Origin of the sequence: Enterococcus florum, from assembly GCF_004309355.1 — a bacterium.
Classification (GTDB): domain Bacteria; phylum Bacillota; class Bacilli; order Lactobacillales; family Enterococcaceae; genus Enterococcus_A; species Enterococcus_A florum.
The window spans coordinates 155,207-173,124 of sequence record NZ_BJCC01000015.1; the positions used below are offsets into that span (position 1 = coordinate 155,207).

Consider the following 17,918-nt stretch of genomic DNA (forward strand, 5'->3'; position numbering starts at 1 on the left):
TAGGCTATGCCTTTTGCCGTCACTCTCAATCGGCTTTTGCTATCCGATTGAACAAATCTTCGATGCAGCAAAAAACGAAGAGCTGTCCGGCTGCACTAACTTTGCTGACTTAATCGAGTGAAAGAACAATCCGGGTACTTTTCGATGTAGATCAGGGTATGGGCTGTTGCTGTCAGATTCAAGGTCGGCTCATTTCCAAACCCTCAGATACATCGACAACCTCAAAATGGCAGCGACTAAGACGATCTGCAGCAAAACCACCCATTTGTATTGTTGAAAAAGCGTGGGCCGTTTTCTCAAAGCTGCATCCTGTTTGTTCAATTTTTGGCACTGGTCGTTTTTAATCACAAATTCTTTGGTCAGCTTCCACGATTGACTGCCCTCCCAAACCTTAAACGTCGCAACATAGACCCCTGGTTCAAAAGGCCGGCCCTTTAAAGGGATGATCAAATTCATGGCATCATTTGGAGCAAGCTCGACCTCCTGCTGCTTCGTTTGATATAAAATATGCTCCTCTCCCTTTCGAGTCACAGAACCTTTGACTTCCGATAGTCGAACGTATTTAGGTTGGAGATTACGGATTTTCTGACTGATAACATTTCGATCCTCTTTTTGGGTAGCTTCCGCTTGTTCAAGGACTAGCTGAGTAGGCAGCTGTTCAGGCTCACTGGATTGTAAAATTAACGGAATTTCTGTAGTTTGATCAGTGTTCTTTTGCCGCAAACAAACCGCCCCTAACTGAATGCCTTTTAAGCGCACGGCAGGCATTTTTATTTGAATCGGCAGATCTTGAACTGCATGAGGCGCCAGTCGAATTTCCCTTCGATCCACGCTTGCGATCTCCTCAATGTTAGCCTGTGCACTGTCGTCAAGCTGCCGAGCGGACTGGTCAAACACGACACTGCCTTTTTCATTCGTGTGCCCTCGAGACAGAGATGGGAGCACTGTGATCGCCTGATCTGTCGTATTTTCCAACCGCAGATACATCGTTTGTTCGAGGTTGGGAAACACCTGGAGATGAAAAGAAGAGGCTTGTTTATCCAGTTGATTATCCGGTAATTGAGGAATTGCGGTAAACGAAGCGGTTTCTGCTGTAGCTGTGCAAGCATTTCCCAGAACAAAACTGATCCCGCTAATCGTTGCTGCTAACAGCAGCATCCACTTTTTCAACACGTTCTCCTCCAGACTTACTGCGTATTTTTGTTTGACTTCCACATTAAGTATAGTTGCTTTTTTCTAGGAGAATTTTTATTAAGTTATCCCCTGCGGTAAAAAAAGTCTGAATACGGAGCCTTTGTGCTGTTGAAACAACAAAGACACCATCCTCGTAAGAAGATGGTGTCTTTTATACCCATTGTTCCGGGTGATCAAATAAGTGTTGGACTTCGTCATAAAACAACTTCAGATGGTAGCCGTCGGTTGCTGCATGATGCACCGTGATCGACAGCGGCAGCCTTTTTTTACCCTCTGCTTCGACGAATTTCCCAGCTTCAAGACTTGGGAAATAGTAGTCCTTACTTGGGAAATAGTAGTCCTTTTGCTGATGATAGTGCAGCGAAAAACTTGAAAAAGAAAACCAAGGAATACAGGAAACAACATAAGCATTGACTGGCGGCGATCCTTTTTTCGTCAGCATTCCTAAATCCCTGCCATATTCTTCAACATCCGCTAAATAGCTTTGATAAAATTGCGAGAAATCGGCTTGGTATTCGGTCCAAAGCAGAGAGACCGTTTGATTCTCTGGATGAAAACAGGGATAAACGGGATGCAGTGTCTCCCAGACACCCAGCTGCCCTTCATTGATCCCGATTCGCAGCTGCTCAATCTCGCGAATCACTCGACTCATCACATACAAATAAGCAGGAAAAAACTTACAGCCTCTTTGCTTTAGCAGCGCATAAGTTTTCGTCACATCCAGTGAATTAGTAACCGAATAGTTCGTCGGCGCGATGTTGGCATAGTAGTAAAAAGCCTCGGCCCGAGCCCACTGCTGTGCATCGATCGGTTTAAAGCTCATCATGGCGGAACAGACCTTCCTTCGTGCAATATGAGTAGATAGCGGCACCATAGAACTTCGGTATTCTGACGGCTGCCTCCTGCTCGGGGTACAGCTTCGCTAGCCAAACCTTATCTCCTGATACCGCTGCGATAAAGGAGATGTAATGCTCTTTGGTCATCGGATGATCAAACGTGAGATACACCTCTGATTCTATGTCTTCTCGTTTCATTTGGTGCTTCTGGCCTGCCGAATAGGCTGTCAAAGCCTCTAAGTGCCGACCGCAGCAGGAAACATCCATTTTGCCTATTGAAAAGCTGCTGTTTCCGCACGTTTCGCAGCTGTAAAAAGCGATGCTTTTTAAGTTTCCGTTGCTTTGCTGATTGATGGTCAATTCACCGCTCAACAGCTGATCGATGTCCACGTTCAATAGTTGGGTGAGTTCCCTCAGCAAAGAAATGTCTGGACACCCGTGACCACGCTCCCATTTGGAAATGGTCCGGTCACTAAGGTTCATCTCTTCCGCGAGTTTTCTTTGCGTCCAGCCGCGTTCTTTTCTTAACGCAGCGATCAGCTGACCTGTTTTTTCATAATTCATGTTTTCACCTCTTTCTCTAAGCGTAAAACAACGGAGCGCTGGAAACAACCAACGCTCCGTAGAGTTTTGTATTCACCTGAAAAAAGAGTTTTATTTTAAATGCTCTAGCCAATCTTGCAGCGCCTTCGCTACCTGCTGTGTCTGATTGCTGATGGTGGATTCACCGTCGCCCGTTTGAGCACCATAGTCGCCAAAGCCGGCATGATTTCCTCCATGGATCGTTTTATACTCCGTCGTTGCTGGTAGTTCTTCTTTCGCTTTTTGATACGCCCTGTGGTTCAACACCTGATCATTGGTTGCCGTCAATGAAAGCACCGGAATTTCTATTCCCTTCAGGCTTCCTTTTTCATCGGGATAACTCGCCAAAAAGAAAGCACCTGCTAGTTGCCTGGTATGTTCTTTGGCAAAACGGCTGGCCATGACTCCGCCCAGCGAATGACCGCCAATCACATACCGCTTGTCAGGGTGTTCCTTCAGCACTATGGATGCCCGATCAGGACTCAATACGGCTAGGTCAAGCGGCATCTTCATCAAGTAGACGGGATAACCAGCAGCAGCCAGTTTTTCAGCCCATCCGCTGTAGCTGGCGGTATCCACCAATGCCCCCGGATAAAAGATGATCATTGGCTTATCGGTATTTTCTGCTGAGAAGTACAACCAGTGATTCGTTTCAGCTGCTTGTTCTGCAAGCTGCTCAGTCCGCGGTTCTGCTGCATAAGATTGCGTCTGAAGAAACGCGTATCCTCCTGCAACTGCAACAAACAGCACGGACACAAGAACCAGTAAAATTTTTTGTCCTTTTTTCATTGGCCATTTCTCCCCTTTTTGTTTTTAGCATAAAAGAAAATCATTTACTTGTAAAAGCAAACGATTTAGTCGAATTCCACCATATTTCCGCGAAAACGCAATGGCAAATGTCCCATCTGTACCCGTCGATTGGTGCGCTCGTCGATCGTGACTGCTCGCAAAAAGGTCTTCCACTGAGATCGGATCGCGGCCTCCGAAGCTTGCTGATCAAACACTGGACAATCACTGTCCTCGATTAAACGTGTCTGACCACGCTCGATCAGAGCCAGCAGCCGATGGGTTTCATCATAGATCATGATCAGCTCCTGCGGATAACGCTCCGCAAAATGCGGACAAAGAAACGGCAGCGAATAATGCTTCGGTGCGATCTTACTGAACAAGACCTCACCGACATATTCGAACCGCACAAAGCCCGTATACAAATGGACCTCCCCCAGCAACGTCCGAATACTTTTTTGCAATGCCAAAATGGAGGGATGTCCAATAAAATTCTCAAGCACATCCTTGGTTTCCAGTGCGATTTCGATCGCATCCAGCAAGCAACGCTCCTTTTCCGGCAAACTGCAATGAAAGCCCGTCTGTATGAAGGACAGATTGGCTGGCCGAATCCGCTGCTTCAATCGCAGATAAATTTTCTCCGCTCTGCGTTCATCAGTCGAGATCCATTCACTCAAAAAAAGGGTCTCGATCGCGGTCTCCGGTCCAACAACCATTGCTGGAAATACCCTCCTGGAAAAGGCTTGATCCACCACAGACAAAAAGCCGAAAAAGCTGCCATCGTATTCCCATGATTCCTGAAGCTCCTTCATCCTGCATCACCCTTTCGCCTTGGCATGTTCAAACCGTTCCACGTCAAACAGACTTAATTGTTCGCTGGTGGACTGGGTATTCAACTGCTTCAAGGTGTTGTATTGCTTGGAAGAAATCAACGAAGAAATGATCCACTCTGGATCTTTGATCAGGCCTGCCGGTGTTTCACGATTACAGGAAATAAAATATTGCGCGCGCTTGATAACGATCCCTAATTTTTTCAAATCATTCAAGTGCAGCCGGTAATATTTTCGAGCCTTCACGATGTTTTGGGCACCCTTTGGACCGATCCCCGGCACTCGCAGCAATCGTTCATAAGGCGCCGTCTGCAGGTCGACTGGAAACTGGTCATAATGCTGGACCGCCCAGTTGGCCTTAGGATCGAGATACAAGTTGAAATTTGGCTTTTCTTCGGTCAAGATCTCATCTGCTGAAAAGCGGTAAAACCGCATCAGCCAATCCGCTTGATACAAACGGTGCTCCCGCAGCAACGGCGGTTCACTATTGACGGCCGGCAGCAGCGAATCCTGATTTACAGGAATATATGCCGAGTAATAGACCCGCTTCAAATCATATCTTTGATATAGATTTTCTGAGATCTTTACGATCGAACGATCACTTTCTGGACTTGCCCCAATGATCATTTGTGTCGATTGCCCTGCTGGAACAAAACTCGGACCCTTTTTGACCACCATCGGCAGATACGATTCTTCCTGTTTTTTCTTCGTGATCTGCTTCATTGGTTTGTACAGGGCGTAAGGGTCCTTGTCTGGGGCCAATAATTTCAAACTTTCGCGAGAAGGCAGCTCCACATTCACACTCATCCGATCCGCCAAAAAGCCCAGCTCCTCGATCAGCTTCTCATCGGCACCAGGGATCGCTTTGACATGGATATAGCCGCGAAACCCTTTTTCTTCCCGCAAAATTCGAAGTGCTTTGATCAGCAGCTCGCAGGTATAATCCTCGTTTTTGATGATCGCTGAGCTTAAAAACAGGCCTTCGATGTAGTTGCGCATATAAAAATCCATCGTCAAATCAGCGATCTCCTGCGGGGTAAAGGTCGCTCGAGGAATCGCATTCGATTTCCGGTTGATGCAATAATGACAATCAAAAATGCAAGCATTGGTAAATAAAATCTTCAGCAGGGAGACACATCTGCCATCTGGCGTAAAGGAATGACAGATGCCGGAGACAGCTGTACTGCCTACCGTTCCTTGTCGGGTGTTGTTTTCCACTCCGCTGCTGGAACAGGAAACATCATATTTTGCGGATTCTGCAAGAATCTCGATTTTTCTAGCTAGTTCCATCGTTCCACTCCTTATTATTCGAACGTACGTTCCCATTTTAAGCTAGAAATAGTTGTTTGTCAAAGAGAAGCCGAATTTCTTTTTTCTATTCATGCATTATTTTATTTATTTAAAAAACCTTTTATATCAAAATATATGCTGCCATAAAAATAAATTTTTTGTATTTTATTGGATTTTGATGAAATTTATTATTTACATCTCATTTATCCTGAGCTATACTGTAAAGCAATTACTAGTTGGAGGTCATCCTTATGATGAACAGAACTCACTCACAACTGAATAACAGCTTCTTCTTTAGCTTTTTTAGATAGGTTTGTATTCATCAAGGTGGATGCAAACGACCTACGTTTTGTATCTATCTATGATGGCTAAAGAGATTTGACGTACCACCAGCCATGTAGAGGAAATTCTAAATGGCTGAAGCATATCGCGAATCAATTTTCGTCTTTCCATCATCCATTTAGATTTCTAAGTGGATGATTTTTTTATTGAAAAAGGAGAGAGAAAAGATGAAAAAGAATGTATTGATGGGATTAAGTTTAGTTGGATTGCTAGTATTGGGTGCATGCGGCCAAGGAGATGCTGGAGAAAAGTCGGATGTGAAAAAAGTCGGTATCCTGCAAACTGTTGAGCACGGCTCCTTCGATGAAGCTCGGGAAGGCTTCATTCAAGGATTGGCTGACAATGGGTACAAAGAAGGCGAAAATCTAGAGATCGACTACCAAAATGCCCAAAACAACCAAGACAATCTGAAAAGTATGAGCGAAAAATTAATCAAGGACGATCCAGATCTGCTGCTGGCTGTCGGCACACCTTCCGGACAGGCCTTGGCAAACGGCACGCAGGACATTCCTACTTTGGTTACTGCAGTCACCGATCTGAAGGCCGCAAAATTGGTCAAAAGCTATGACAAACCGGGCACTAACATTTCGGGGACTTCTAACTTGTCGCCGATCAAAAAACAAATCGATCTGCTCTTATCGGTCGTGCCTGATGCCAAAAAAATCGGTCTGCTGTACAACGCAGGAGAAGTCAATTCTCAGATCCAGATCGATGTAGCCAAAGCTTACTTGGAAGAATTAGGCCTTGAAGTCAATATTAAAAATGCTACCACTACAAACGATGTGCAGCAGGCAACCGAATCTGTAGCCAGCGATGTCGATGGTATCTACATTCCTACCGACAGCACCTTCGCTAGCGCTGCAACTGTTGTAGGAGAAGTTGTCAAAGAAAAGAAAATTCCATTAGTGGCCGGCTCAGTTGATCAGGTCAAAGAAGGCGGATTGGTCACATTAGGTGTTGACTACGTATCCTTAGGTCATCAAACAGGCGAAATGGCCGCAAAAATCCTTGATGGTGAAGCCACACCTCAGGAGATCCCAGTTGAATATGCGAAAAACTTGGCTTTCTATGTCAATGAAGACATGGCAGCAGCTTTAGGAATCGATCCAGAAAGCATCAAAGAACCAAAATAGGCAAAATCCCCAGCGATCTCACTTCATTTATCGAGATCGCTGGGGACTTTTTTACTTTTCTGATTGCCATTCAATGTTCGTTTCGCTCGTTTCAGCTGTTCCGGCAGACCTAAAAGACTATATACAAGCGTACCGATCAATGCAACCACTGCACAAACTAGAAAGGCCTGCATTCGTTGAGACATCACCAAATGTGCGGCTAAAATTTGATAGCAGACCCTGCATATAATCCCCATCACAACAGTGGCGATCGTGATCCGTTTTAAGTAATCTCGTACGTACCGAAGTGGCCGAATCGCAAATTCCTGACAGAGAAAGCGGTACCCGCGAATTGTCATAAAGCTGAATGCGCCGATCGTTGCCAAATGAAGCCCATAACCCTGAAGCCAAGCCACCAATGGCAGCTGCAAAGCAAATTTCAAGAGCAGTCCCTTCGTCACCAGACGCATGGATTTTCGATGAAAGCCCAATGCCTGAAGGATAGCAAATACGACGGAGAAGCCGCAGCAGGCGACTGTTGCTAAGACCGCCAACAGCATATACCCGGTGGTTGAAGGATCATAGCCAAAGAAAATCGTGTACATCGGTTCAGCCAACACGATCATCCCCAGTGAAGCCGGCAATAAGAAGGTCAGCGATAAACGCAGGATATCCGCAATGCTTTTCATCAACTCTTCTGTTCGGTTGACACTTACCAGCAGCGGCAGGGAAGTGACTGCCACCGAGTTGACCACTGACAGCAGCAGGACCGTCAATTTATTTGGATTGGCTGATGCCTGCGTGTACAACACTTCGACTTCTTTGGTGTTTAATTTTCCTAAAACAGTATGCAAAATGGTTTTTAATGTGACCTGATCGATTAGCTGTGACAAGGAAATCGCAGCACCGACGTAAATAAACGGCAGGGATTCTTTGATAATCGAGACAACGATCGCCCGTCGCCCCCGCAGCAAGCTGTTTGGTCGAACCACAAAATAACGCAGTCGAAAATAATTTTTCCGTTTTCCTACCTTCATCAGATACAAGATACTGATCACGCCGCCAAAGCATGAGGCCATCGTGCTGATGATCACGGCCGCAAATACACTGCCGTCAGTCAACACTCTAAAATAAAAGGTGCCTGCCAAAATCACAATCACTCGAATAAACTGCTCCAGCACCTGCGAAACACTGTAAGGAACCATGTCGCTCATCCCTTGAAAGTAGCCCCTCATAGCACTCAATATCGGAATGACCAAAAGGGATGGACAGAGACTGCGGATTGCCCAAGTCGCCTGAGCCACATCACTGACTGGACTGACACGACTCAGCCAAGGAGCAAAAATGAACATCAACAACGCCGAAACGACCCCGATTACTTCCATCACCGCAACAGAGCTTTTAAATAATTCTCCGACCCTTTGCCGATTCTCCCGTTCTGTAGCGATCTGCTTGGCGATCCCACTCGGAAAACCCGCAGTCCCCAACGTAAGAAATAGAGCATAAGGCAGATAAGCCACATTGTATAGCGCCTGGGCCTCCAATCCAGATTTCTGCGAGCCCATCATCATAAGCCAAGGAATCAGATAAACAATCCCCAGCACCTTGCACAAAATGCTGGCCGACGAAAGCCAAAAGGTTCCAGATAAAAGATTCTTTTTCACACGTTCTCCAATCTATAATTTTCTATTCTGCTATCTTACTAAATTTTCCTCAAACACAGCCAGACAAGCAGCCAAATTTTAGTCGAAGCTTATGAAAGACGATTCCCACTCCCTTTTTTTACTGACGTATACAGAGAAAATATAGTATCCTTTTATTAAGAACGCATTTGGGGAAATGCCTATTCAGTAAATATACGCAAAAAAGGAGGATCGGATTTTCAGATTTGGAAAAATTAGTAAGAAAAGGGGCGGAAAAGATGAAAAAGTTACTAAAAATAGGATTGGTATTATCGTTAGGGCTTCATTTTACAGCTTGTGGCAATGGGGAAACAGAACAAACCATCACAAACCAGTCACAGACGATTGAATCATTGGAAAAAGAGAACAAAGATCTTAATAAGACAGTTTCTTCTTTAGAAAAATCTCTTGATTCCTTCGAAAAAAAGGAAAAGGCCGAAGTAAAGAAAGAAAAAGAGCAGAAACTTGCAGAAGAAAAAAAGGTCAAGGAGGCCGAAGAGACTAAGAAAGCAGAAGAAGAAAAACAAAGAAAGCAGGCAGAAGAAGCCGCGGAAAAAGCAGAAGAAGAACGAATCGCTGCCGAGCAGGCAGAGGCTGCCAGAAAAGCCGAAGAAGAACGGATCGCCCAAGAAGCTGCGGCTGCGGCACAGCAGCAAGCAGCTGCTCAAGCGGAGGCAGAACAACAAGCGCAACAAGCCGCTCAGCCGGCACAAGGCACAACGGTCTATGTGACTCCCACCGGCAGCAAATACCATACCCACAAATGTGGGAACGGCAGCTACTCACCCGCTACTTTAGAAGAAGCCCAGAACCGCGGGCTGTCTCCTTGCTCAAAGTGTTATTGATCTCACATTCAAAAGGCTTAGCGACCTCTCTGAGATCGTTGAGCCTTTTTCCAATGCATGTTTACTCTTCGCCGGCTTCCTGTTTTTGCGCGGTCGGGAGTGTCTATTTGTATCTTTTCTACTCGATTTATCAGTAAATATTTTCGAGCAGTGGGTTAGGGACTCGATTTGTCTATCTAAATTCTGATCTTTACTACTTACTCTGGTATATCCCATTCGAGACAAATTATCACTCCCATCTAATTTCTTTAATTGGTTCAATGTTTGATGTATCTATTCCACCAGCTTGTAGGTAGGACAATAAGTCCTCAGTTATTTGAATGCCGCTAACATTCGCATTATTGAATCTTGCCCCTTCTAGATTACAATTGATGAAAATGGCGTTTGTGAGATCAGCATTTGAAAAGTCGGCATCAACAAGAAAAGTGTTCAAAAATCTACTATTTTTAAGGTTTGCTCCTGCGAAATTGGTATTGAAAAGTTTAGCGTGACTGAAATCAGCCCCTTTCAGGTTGGATCTGCAGAATAAGAACCAACTCAGGCCTGAATACGTAAAATCACAGAATTCAAAATTAGTCTCTCTAAAGTCAGAAGTAAAACTGGTAAGATTCCTCAATTTTTCTAAATCGTGTATCCAATCATATCCAATGTAGCTATACTGGGTAGAGTAGTTGTGTAAATCGAGCATTGATAGGTTTAATAATTTCAAGTTGTAATCAATGACGGAGTCCCCTATTCTTAAAGTTGAAACAAATGTTTCTCTTAATAAAGCAAGGTATTGATCTAAAATTTTTTGATCAGAAAGCCTAGAATCCTCTCTATCAACATTAAATAAGACTCTTGCGCTTTTTTCCATTTGTGAATGAGCTTTTTGAATCGAAACGTCCATCTCACTCCAATCATTAATAAGTGTTGCTAATGAGTAGCAACCAGCCATAAAAGTTTCTCTGTTTGAAAAAAGTTCAACTGACTTTACAAATCTCACATTCAACTCTCTTTCCATTTCTAAAATAATCTGTCGCTCTTTTTTACGCTGATTAATAATCCAGAGATAGATGGTGGGAATACCGGCTGTGATAACTACAAGAGATTGGAGTGAAATATCTATTCGGTCAGCCCAAATTTTGGGTATAAGCCATACAAGAAAAACGGTAAGTAAGAATGAAAGAATAAAAAGTATCTGTAATGTTCCTATCGATAAGGTTCCATTTTTCAGTAGTTCTCTATTTTCATATTTTAATACAGTTAATTCTTCCTTTATCTCAATATGTCTCTTTTTTTTACCTGTTTCTGTTTTGGTTTGAATTTTCATAATTACCTCCTTTATTTTGAGCAACTCCATTGTGGTTTGTTAAATTCAATTATATCAAACAAGTGTCACTTTTATTTTTAAGTGACGCATTTTTACTATAATACATGGATGGTTATAACCCAATAACTAAACTATCTCTTTCTGCTTCTACAACATCGACAGTAATAGTATTTAACTGATTAATTCCCAGTATTCGATGGATTTGAGCAAATAGTCGGTGCAGTAATCTAAAATTTCCTTTCGCAATCTTTATAATGCTAGTAATTGCTTAATAGTCAGAAAAATCTTCCAATTTCAGATCAAGTCCTAGATCCGACCATTTGTATTCAATAATATGATGAATCTCACCTTTGCTTAAATTATCAAACTCATGTGTAAATCCGATTCTTGAATAGAGCTGAGGGTACCTGCTTAGTCTTTTTTCTATACCAGGCATACCGATTAAGAGCCTGGCAATGTCATTTTGATCATAAATATCTCTTAATTGCTCAAAAAACTGAGGCTTTAAACGATCAATTTCGTCAACAATAATTAAATCAATTCCCTTATATGCGTCAGTCGATAATCCGCCATCTTCTTTTCCTTCTTTTTCGGTTAGATAAATATTTCTAGTCAATCCGCACGCCAAAAGTATGAATATCACCACTAATCTTAGTTTGTCTTTCTGCTGGCGCTGTACAAAACATCGTATTAACATGAATAATTTCTTTCGTTACATCTATTCCGATCTCCTGGTTAACTTTAAAATCAATTTGTTTATAAATACTATCCCAGTTAGCATAATGGCGTGCTGATACAGTCTTTCCAACTCCAGGAATTCCATAACAGACTCCAATGTATTTGTATTTAATGCATGCGTCACAGAATTCCGCAAATCGTTTATATTCCTTCGTCTCAATAAATGTTTTCGTCTTATTCATTGAAATACCTCACCAGCTTCTGTTACCCATGGGAGTTCAGGAGCAAAACCTTCAACATGTTCGGCTTCTTTCATGAAATAACTTTTTGGAATTAGCATTGGAAAATAAACATTTCGGATATCTTCCTCACGAAGATATTTATTCACTTCTTCTTGGATATGTTCCCATAATTCATAACCATCAGGACGAAAAACAATATAGCCACGTACTTCTGAGTAACTCATTAATTCTGCCTGTTGGATAGTTTGTAGATACCACTTTGAAAAATCACTTTTTTGTAAACTTGTCATATAAATTCCCTCCTCTAATATGTAAAAAAACAATCTCATCCTGTGAAAAAAGGACGAAATTGTTTCGTGGTACCACCTTAATTGGCTATTAATAACCCAACTTGAACCTTTTAACGCAAGGTATACGAGCTAGTTTGTTAACCGAGCATTCAGCAGGTTCTATTTATTTTAGTTATCGAATTTTCAGCGTCATCGATTCTCTATTAACTTGAATAAATTTACTAGTCTAAATGATCTCTTTGGTATACACATATCTTAACAAGAAGGAGCTAAAAATATAAAAATATGCTCAAGTAGAATTAAACTAGTTCATCAAGGATTGAATAAACTATGAATTATCAGTTGCATGAAGAGAATAAATATAATGATTCAACTTTTCCTTTTGAAATCTATCGAATTAATCGTTTTTCTATGTAACCCAAAGGGCGTGGTTTTAATGATTTACATTGGCACCAAGAAATTCAATTCACTTATGCTGAAAAGGGACCACTGGAACTACAGATCAATGGAGAGGCTTATTTGTTAGCCGAGCAAGAGGCAATTTTTATTCCGGCAGAAGCACTGTATACTACAAAAACAATGGAGTTTGATGGTAGCTACTACAGTCTTAATTTTCATCCAATAATGCTGTCTTTTTTTCTTGGAAGTACAATGAAACAAAAAGCGGTTCTCCCCTTTTTAACTCAACAATTACCTATTATTTTTAATGAATACACTTTTTGGCAAAATAAAATTTTAAATCGAATTCTGAAAATAAATAAAATTTATTCAAAATCAAAAGAACTACACTGGCAATATCAAATTGCAGTCGAACTAGTCACTATTTGGAATGAATTGTTGCCATATTTTAGTAAGAGCCAGTCTCAAAGGGTTTCAAAACAACATGTTCGTCAAAAAAATGCAAGAGATGCTAGAACTTATTGTAAAAATTTTCAAAAAGAACTTACTTTGGAAAAAATTGCAGCAGTGGCACATGTTTCTATTTCTGAATGTTCCCGTACTTTTAAGGACTTTACGAATTATTCCCCTTATGAATATTTGCTGCAATATCGAATTCGCGAAGCTGCCAATAGAATTTTGGTCATTGACGACAAAATTGAAGTAATTGCAATCCAAACTGGTTTTAAAGATGGCTCTAGTTTCATTCAAGCCTTTAGGAAGAACACCGTTACAATATCGGAAAAGTATCAAATATAAGTTTTATCTGATTGATATCATTTCAAGCAAGTCAAAAATTTTGAAGAACATTGTTTAATGTGTTCGTTTCTCTTAAGTAAAAGGGAATAATATGGCTTATAGTTATTGTTCAAAAAAACTTAGATAAGATGATTTATTTAGGTCTTGTTATTCTAATAGAACTAATTTTAACTTTTTAGTGTACGCCAAATATTGGTAAAACATTTAGACATTTAATAATAGAAATGACACCGGAGTACCCCCAGCAGACATCTCCTTTTACTTCCGGCGCAGCTTTTCCCTTAAAAATTGAATTAACATTTTACAATATTATTTTTATATACCGTTTTTTAGTTCGTCTGTTTTCCAAATATCCGAGTAAAAGCCGAAAAAAACACCTGCGCAAAATGCAGGTGATTGATCAAGACCGCAATTCTTCAAAAATAGAAAGCCAGCTTGCCTCATAGACCACGATGTAGACCGTGATGTCTTGATTTTCCGTTCTTGTGGCAACATCGAGTAAGACGCGTGCTGCCTCTTTCTTAGGATAGCGATAGATTCCCGAACTTAACACCGGAATCGCTAGAGATGTTAACTGGTACTGATGCGCAAGGGCAAACACCGCTTCATAGGCTGCAACAAGCTTCTGCTCCTCGCCATGCTCTCCATCGACATAACGCGGCCCGACCGCATGGATCACATATTTTGCATTCAATTGGTAGCCAGGTGTAAGGACTGCCGTTCCTGTGGGCGTCCCACCAAACTGAGCCATGACTTTTCCCAGCTCAGGACCCGCAGCCCTGTTGATCGCACCATCCACTCCGCCGCCAGGAATCAGGCCCGCATTCGCAGCATTCACGATCCCATCTACTGCCAGGTCCAATCGTGAAATATCTCCAACCATAATTTCTACCATGAAAAATCCTCCTTCAAAACCGTTGCTTTGTTCACCGTCGAAAAGGCTTCCTTTGATTATCAGCCAGTAGAAGGGAATGATCAAGGATCTTGATTGGTGTTGATAGGCTTCTTTTTCTACGCAGTCGTAATCCTCTTGACCCAGTCCTTATGCAACCTTGTGGTAACCACCTTGAACGTATCCGTATTTTGGTTTCTTTGGAAGATCAAAAATCATCTCATAACGCTCTTTTTCGTCCTCGTATTCTTTCCAAAATCGATTCAAAGGAATATGCCAATTAATAAAATTAGACCAGAGAATGGTTTGTTTGTAATACTTTGCAGGAACTTCAAAGGTAAAAAAAGCATACCTTTCAAAGCCTGGGAATCCATCATTTCTGGCGTGATTCAAATGACAAATATCTCTCCATACCCATATAAAATCACGATCTAAAGAAACTTGAACTCGTTTTTTGAACTGCTCCTTCATCCACTCTAATGCCCATAGCGCTTCCTCGTCGTCTGTAAAAACCGATAATTCCGGGTCGATACACCTTGGAATAATAAAGCCTTCCGCATCAACGTTCTTAAGAAAGCCTCGTTCTTGAATGGTATATATCTTCAAATAAGCGCCTCCAATTTTGCGAAATTAGTTATCTAAACAAAGTATAACATTCCAATGATCGCCAAAAAAGCAATTGGTCACATCTTTACCTGCTTGCTATTTGCCATTGGAATAATAAATATAGTCATGAAAAAATGGTAGGGTACTTATATGCATTGGCGTTTTATTGGCAGTAAGCAGGTGTTCCAAAAAGATTACTCGAGAGGATTTAAAATGACAAAAGAAGATTTTGGGATGGCCCTTCATGAAAACGAATTGGCTTTAGCCAAAGACAGTCGTACTATTTTCAAAGCCGAATACGAACAGTCTTTGCAAAAGATCCTGTCTCTACACCAGCATTGTACAAGACACACCCAATGAGTTAACATCATTTATAAATCAATACGGAATGCGTCCAGCAAGAAAGCAAAAAGAACGATCGAAAGACTGCAGTAAAGGCATCCTCTCGATCGTTCTTCTTTACTTAAGCTATAGCCTCACCAGCTTGCACGACAGCTCCGTTTCATACCGCTGCATCAACGCTAAGATCGCCTGTTCCCAGTTCGGTTCAGAGCGCCAAGCGATGCCGCAGCCGGCAGATAATTTTCGGGGAATCGGCATCAGTCGTCCCTCGATGGAGGCTTGTTTGCACAAGCTTGAAAAGTGCAGTGCTTCGTGTTCGGTATCAAAGGTCACGAACAGCCATTCTTTGGACACAGCGAATACTCCTTACTTATTCCATTTGACGGTTAAGCCGTCTTTTTCCCACGATGTGTGAGTGCGATGACAAACAACAGGACAATACATAAAATCACGGCGATTCGGCCAAATTCCGTCGTCCCTTCTCCAGAAGAAGCCAGACCAAAATTGTGGGCAAAGGCAGCGCCTACCAGCATACCGATCACCGTCACTCCAGCATCTGAAGACCCCTGTCCAGTCAAGATTAATTGCCGCAATGGACAACCGCTTAACAGGACGCCAGCAAAACCGACAACATACAGCCCAAGAATATTCCATAAATGCTCAGTATGTGCGATCGGCTGTTCTGTAAAGCCTAGGTTGAAATTACCTGTTGCCAGGTTGTAGATCAAAACGACGACAAACAACGTCAGGACCCCTGTAAATCGGTTAAAGTTCTTCATTAAAATAATGTCGCGGATACTTCCAGAAAAACAAATCGCTGACAATTGTGCTAAACCTCCAAAAACTAAGCCGCCGCCCAGCGAGATCAGAACCGGTGCATGAAAGCTTCCAGGCCCTTCTGCACTGACACTAAACAAAGACGGAACCAATAGAAAAAGGCCAAACAACGCTAGGAAAAAGCCTGGAATCATCACACCGCTGGTGGTTTTCGTTTCCACAGACTTACCTAAAGAATAACCTGACTTCAAAAACAAGCTGCCTGTCAGAATACCACCCACAAATCCGATCAGACCCACATAAGCATTTAAATCGCCGCCGCTCATCCGCAGGACCATCCGCAGCGGACAGCCAAGAAAGACCAGCGCACCAATCATCATCATAACTCCTAATAAAAACCGCGTTGCCGTGGATGATCCGCCCTTTGCCGCAAACTCCTTGCGCGGGATCGCCACCAGCATCGCACCAAATATAATCCCAATAATTTCAGGACGCAGGTATTGCACAGGCGGTGCCGTATGAAGCTTTGCCGAACCAGCAATATCGCGGATAAAACAAGCCACACAGATCGCCATATTCGCCGGATTGCCAAAATAAGCCAGCAATGCTGCAATCAATCCAAACCCAATACCAACAGAAACATACATCTTTTTGCCTTCCATAAATCATTACCCCTTTTGACGAATTTTTTGTAAAGCATGGATGGCTTCCATGATCTCAAACTCAGTCGTAAAGGAAGATAAACTAAAACGAACCACTCCTTGTTCCTCTGTCCCCAAGGCCTTGTGCATCAAAGGTGCACAGTGCCCGCCCGGACGAGTAGCGATCCCGTATTCATAGGCCAGCAGATCGCTGACCTCTGCAGAATCACGCTCTCCCAGATTGATCGACAGGATCGGACAACGGACCTTCGCCGAAAAATCACCGTAGACGATCAGATCCTCAATCTGAACAGCCTCATGATAAAACAGCTCCAGTAAGCTGCGGGTCTTTTGATAGATTGCTTCAAGACCCTCTGACAAAAGGTACTCTACCCCCGCACTCAGGCCCGCGATTCCGTGACCATTCAACGTTCCCGCTTCTAAGGCCGTCGGAAAATTCGTTGGGTGCACTGGATTAAAGGTATCGATGCCGCTGCCGCCGACCTTCAAAGGACGCAGCTTCAATCCTGGCCGCACATAAAGACCCCCTGTTCCCTGGGGTCCATATAAGCTCTTGTGACCAGTAAAACACAATACATCGATCCTTAATTCCTGCACATCGATCGGCAAGATCCCCGCAGACTGCGAAGCATCCACGATCAAGTACAAGCCGTGGGTCTGGCAAATATCACGAATCGTCTGCAAGTCCACCACGTTGCCCGTGACATTCGATGCATGGGTGACAATGATCGATTTGGTATTTTCCTGGATCGCTCCAGCCATCGCTGCATAATCCAGCTGCCCTTGTCGATCCGCAGGCACAATCGTCAGCTCCAGCCCCTTTTCAGCCTGCAGCCGATACAAGGGGCGCAGCACGGAATTGTGCTCCAAGACTGTAGTGATCACGTGATCGCCGCTGCCATGCATCCCTTCGATCGCCAAATTTAGGCTTTCTGTCGCTCCCGAAGTAAACACGATCTGACGTGCCTGCTCCCCGTTGACCAATCGGCACAACAGCTGACGTGCCTGAAAAATCACTTCTGACGACTTCAACGAATCCTCGTGAACCCCGCGCCCCGAATTCCCCAGCTGAGTCAAAGCAGCAGTCACTGCTTCGACCACTGCAGCTGGCTTTTTTAAGGTAGTAGCAGAGTTGTCTAAATAAATCATGGTTCATTTCTCCTCATTTGTGAAAAATCCTAGCCATAAAGACATAGGAAAGACTGCGTAGAGCAGGAAACCCATCGTACTTCTTAGAAACTTCTAAGTAGGAATTCCCTCACGCTCAAGTAAATGCATCAACCAATCGTTTCATCTTTCCCACCTCCTTATGTTCACATTAGGATCACTGAACGCTCAGATAATCACAAGTTAAGTGTAGCTGATTCAGTCTGCCAAAGTAAAGATGAAAAGGAAAAACCTTGAAAAAAGTGCGTCGCCTT

Annotated in this window: 18 protein-coding genes, 4 pseudogenes and 1 other annotated feature; of the genes and pseudogenes, 5 read left to right on the forward strand and 17 right to left on the reverse strand. The window is 43.0% G+C overall.

The window, feature by feature from the left end; genetic code table 11:
• Window positions 1–189: 189 nt before the first annotated feature.
• The 6 genes from NRIC_RS10420 to NRIC_RS10445 all read right to left on the reverse strand — a co-directional run bounded on the left by NRIC_RS10420 (window position 190) and on the right by NRIC_RS10445 (window position 5,518).
• Window positions 190–1,170, reverse strand: a complete 981-nt coding sequence (locus NRIC_RS10420; protein ID WP_146622649.1) for a WxLIP family cell surface protein — start codon at window positions 1,168–1,170, stop codon at window positions 190–192.
• 175 nt (window positions 1,171–1,345) lie between these two features.
• Complete coding sequence (locus tag NRIC_RS10425) at window positions 1,346–2,020, reverse strand: chloramphenicol acetyltransferase (protein ID WP_146622650.1); 675 nt, start codon at window positions 2,018–2,020, stop codon at window positions 1,346–1,348.
• Complete coding sequence (locus tag NRIC_RS10430) at window positions 2,007–2,594, reverse strand: helix-turn-helix domain-containing protein (protein ID WP_146622651.1); 588 nt, start codon at window positions 2,592–2,594, stop codon at window positions 2,007–2,009. The genes NRIC_RS10425 and NRIC_RS10430 overlap by 14 nt, the downstream gene beginning before the upstream one ends.
• Window positions 2,595–2,684: 90 nt before the next feature.
• Window positions 2,685–3,401, reverse strand: coding sequence for an alpha/beta family hydrolase (locus NRIC_RS10435; protein ID WP_146622652.1), 717 nt, complete (start codon window positions 3,399–3,401; stop codon window positions 2,685–2,687).
• Between the two features lie 65 nt (window positions 3,402–3,466).
• Complete coding sequence (locus tag NRIC_RS10440) at window positions 3,467–4,210, reverse strand: TIGR03915 family putative DNA repair protein (protein WP_146622653.1); 744 nt, start codon at window positions 4,208–4,210, stop codon at window positions 3,467–3,469.
• Between the two features lie 6 nt (window positions 4,211–4,216).
• A complete protein-coding gene (locus NRIC_RS10445) occupies window positions 4,217–5,518 on the reverse strand; it encodes a putative DNA modification/repair radical SAM protein (protein WP_146622654.1) in 1,302 nt (433 codons plus the stop codon).
• Window positions 5,519–6,027: 509 nt separating this feature from the next.
• Here NRIC_RS10445 and NRIC_RS10450 point away from each other — a divergent pair.
• Window positions 6,028–6,993, forward strand: coding sequence for an ABC transporter substrate-binding protein (locus NRIC_RS10450; RefSeq protein WP_146622655.1), 966 nt, complete (start codon window positions 6,028–6,030; stop codon window positions 6,991–6,993).
• A gap of 23 nt (window positions 6,994–7,016) precedes the next feature.
• Here the strand turns inward: NRIC_RS10450 and NRIC_RS10455 are convergent, their stop codons facing one another.
• Window positions 7,017–8,636: a putative polysaccharide biosynthesis protein gene (locus tag NRIC_RS10455; RefSeq protein WP_146622656.1), complete on the reverse strand. Its 1,620-nt coding sequence runs from the start codon at window positions 8,634–8,636 to the stop codon at window positions 7,017–7,019.
• A 257-nt stretch (window positions 8,637–8,893) separates the two neighbouring features.
• On the opposite strand from NRIC_RS10455, the gene NRIC_RS10460 reads away from it, so the two are divergent.
• Window positions 8,894–9,499, forward strand: a complete 606-nt coding sequence (locus tag NRIC_RS10460) for a hypothetical protein (protein ID WP_146622657.1) — start codon at window positions 8,894–8,896, stop codon at window positions 9,497–9,499.
• A 102-nt stretch (window positions 9,500–9,601) separates the two neighbouring features.
• Here the strand turns inward: NRIC_RS10460 and NRIC_RS19550 are convergent.
• The 5 genes and pseudogenes from NRIC_RS19550 to NRIC_RS10480 form a co-directional block, all read right to left on the reverse strand.
• Window positions 9,602–9,715: pseudogene (locus NRIC_RS19550) on the reverse strand (recombinase family protein); the annotation flags it as partial.
• Window positions 9,716–9,728: 13 nt separating this feature from the next.
• Window positions 9,729–10,811, reverse strand: a complete 1,083-nt coding sequence (locus NRIC_RS10470) for a pentapeptide repeat-containing protein (RefSeq protein ID WP_175580059.1) — start codon at window positions 10,809–10,811, stop codon at window positions 9,729–9,731.
• Window positions 10,812–10,923: 112 nt separating this feature from the next.
• Window positions 10,924–11,361, reverse strand: a pseudogene (locus NRIC_RS19855) (AAA family ATPase); the annotation flags it as partial.
• Between the two features lie 58 nt (window positions 11,362–11,419).
• Window positions 11,420–11,731, reverse strand: a complete 312-nt coding sequence (locus NRIC_RS19860; protein ID WP_373862075.1) for a hypothetical protein — start codon at window positions 11,729–11,731, stop codon at window positions 11,420–11,422.
• An 11-nt stretch (window positions 11,732–11,742) separates the two neighbouring features.
• A pseudogene (locus tag NRIC_RS10480) lies at window positions 11,743–12,021 on the reverse strand (proline--tRNA ligase); the annotation flags it as partial.
• A 46-nt stretch (window positions 12,022–12,067) separates the two neighbouring features.
• Window positions 12,068–12,265, reverse strand: a binding site (T-box leader).
• Window positions 12,266–12,462: 197 nt separating this feature from the next.
• Between NRIC_RS10480 and NRIC_RS19695 the strand changes: the two are divergent.
• Together NRIC_RS19695 and NRIC_RS10485 are read left to right on the forward strand one after the other, a co-directional pair.
• Window positions 12,463–12,657 (forward strand): annotated as a pseudogene (locus NRIC_RS19695) (AraC family ligand binding domain-containing protein); the annotation flags it as partial.
• Window positions 12,658–12,672: 15 nt separating this feature from the next.
• Window positions 12,673–13,218, forward strand: coding sequence for a helix-turn-helix transcriptional regulator (locus tag NRIC_RS10485; RefSeq protein ID WP_265416109.1), 546 nt, complete (start codon window positions 12,673–12,675; stop codon window positions 13,216–13,218).
• A 400-nt stretch (window positions 13,219–13,618) separates the two neighbouring features.
• Here NRIC_RS10485 and NRIC_RS10490 read toward each other — a convergent pair whose 3' ends face one another.
• Window positions 13,619–14,113 carry a macro domain-containing protein gene (locus tag NRIC_RS10490; protein ID WP_146622661.1) on the reverse strand — a complete coding sequence of 165 codons (495 nt, stop codon included), beginning with the start codon at window positions 14,111–14,113 and terminating at the stop codon, window positions 13,619–13,621.
• 147 nt (window positions 14,114–14,260) lie between these two features.
• On the reverse strand, window positions 14,261–14,716 hold the full coding sequence (locus NRIC_RS10495) for a hypothetical protein (RefSeq protein WP_227873784.1): 456 nt from the start codon (window positions 14,714–14,716) through the stop codon (window positions 14,261–14,263).
• A 213-nt stretch (window positions 14,717–14,929) separates the two neighbouring features.
• Here NRIC_RS10495 and NRIC_RS19285 point away from each other — a divergent pair, with 213 nt between their 5' ends.
• On the forward strand, window positions 14,930–15,076 hold the full coding sequence (locus tag NRIC_RS19285) for a hypothetical protein (RefSeq protein WP_175580060.1): 147 nt from the start codon (window positions 14,930–14,932) through the stop codon (window positions 15,074–15,076).
• Window positions 15,077–15,184: 108 nt separating this feature from the next.
• Here NRIC_RS19285 and NRIC_RS10500 read toward each other — a convergent pair whose 3' ends face one another.
• From NRIC_RS10500 to NRIC_RS10510, 3 genes are read right to left on the reverse strand one after another with little or no spacing between them, the layout of a single operon-like run.
• Complete coding sequence (locus NRIC_RS10500; RefSeq protein ID WP_146622662.1) at window positions 15,185–15,412, reverse strand: putative Se/S carrier protein; 228 nt, start codon at window positions 15,410–15,412, stop codon at window positions 15,185–15,187.
• A 32-nt stretch (window positions 15,413–15,444) separates the two neighbouring features.
• Window positions 15,445–16,497 (reverse strand): YedE family putative selenium transporter, encoded by a 1,053-nt coding sequence (gene yedE, locus NRIC_RS10505; RefSeq protein ID WP_146622663.1) that lies wholly within the window; start codon window positions 16,495–16,497, stop codon window positions 15,445–15,447.
• Between the two features lie 6 nt (window positions 16,498–16,503).
• Window positions 16,504–17,646 carry an aminotransferase class V-fold PLP-dependent enzyme gene (locus NRIC_RS10510; RefSeq protein ID WP_146622664.1) on the reverse strand — a complete coding sequence of 381 codons (1,143 nt, stop codon included), beginning with the start codon at window positions 17,644–17,646 and terminating at the stop codon, window positions 16,504–16,506.
• Window positions 17,647–17,918: the final 272 nt, after the last annotated feature.

Coding starts and splice junctions, on each gene's coding strand:
- NRIC_RS10425 (WP_146622650.1), bottom strand. CDS start 2,020: ATGATGAGCTTTAAACCGATCGATGCACAGCAGTGGGCTCGGGCCGAG.
- NRIC_RS10430 (WP_146622651.1), bottom strand. CDS start 2,594: ATGAATTATGAAAAAACAGGTCAGCTGATCGCTGCGTTAAGAAAAGAA.
- NRIC_RS10435 (WP_146622652.1), bottom strand. CDS start 3,401: ATGAAAAAAGGACAAAAAATTTTACTGGTTCTTGTGTCCGTGCTGTTT.
- NRIC_RS10440 (WP_146622653.1), bottom strand. CDS start 4,210: ATGAAGGAGCTTCAGGAATCATGGGAATACGATGGCAGCTTTTTCGGC.
- NRIC_RS10445 (WP_146622654.1), bottom strand. CDS start 5,518: ATGGAACTAGCTAGAAAAATCGAGATTCTTGCAGAATCCGCAAAATAT.
- NRIC_RS10450 (WP_146622655.1), top strand. CDS start 6,028: ATGAAAAAGAATGTATTGATGGGATTAAGTTTAGTTGGATTGCTAGTA.
- NRIC_RS10460 (WP_146622657.1), top strand. CDS start 8,894: ATGAAAAAGTTACTAAAAATAGGATTGGTATTATCGTTAGGGCTTCAT.
- NRIC_RS10470 (WP_175580059.1), bottom strand. CDS start 10,811: ATGAAAATTCAAACCAAAACAGAAACAGGTAAAAAAAAGAGACATATT.
- NRIC_RS19860 (WP_373862075.1), bottom strand. CDS start 11,731: ATGAATAAGACGAAAACATTTATTGAGACGAAGGAATATAAACGATTT.
- NRIC_RS10485 (WP_265416109.1), top strand. CDS start 12,673: ATGAAACAAAAAGCGGTTCTCCCCTTTTTAACTCAACAATTACCTATT.
- NRIC_RS10490 (WP_146622661.1), bottom strand. CDS start 14,113: ATGGTAGAAATTATGGTTGGAGATATTTCACGATTGGACCTGGCAGTA.
- NRIC_RS19285 (WP_175580060.1), top strand. CDS start 14,930: ATGACAAAAGAAGATTTTGGGATGGCCCTTCATGAAAACGAATTGGCT.
- yedE (WP_146622663.1), bottom strand. CDS start 16,497: ATGGAAGGCAAAAAGATGTATGTTTCTGTTGGTATTGGGTTTGGATTG.
- NRIC_RS10510 (WP_146622664.1), bottom strand. CDS start 17,646: ATGATTTATTTAGACAACTCTGCTACTACCTTAAAAAAGCCAGCTGCA.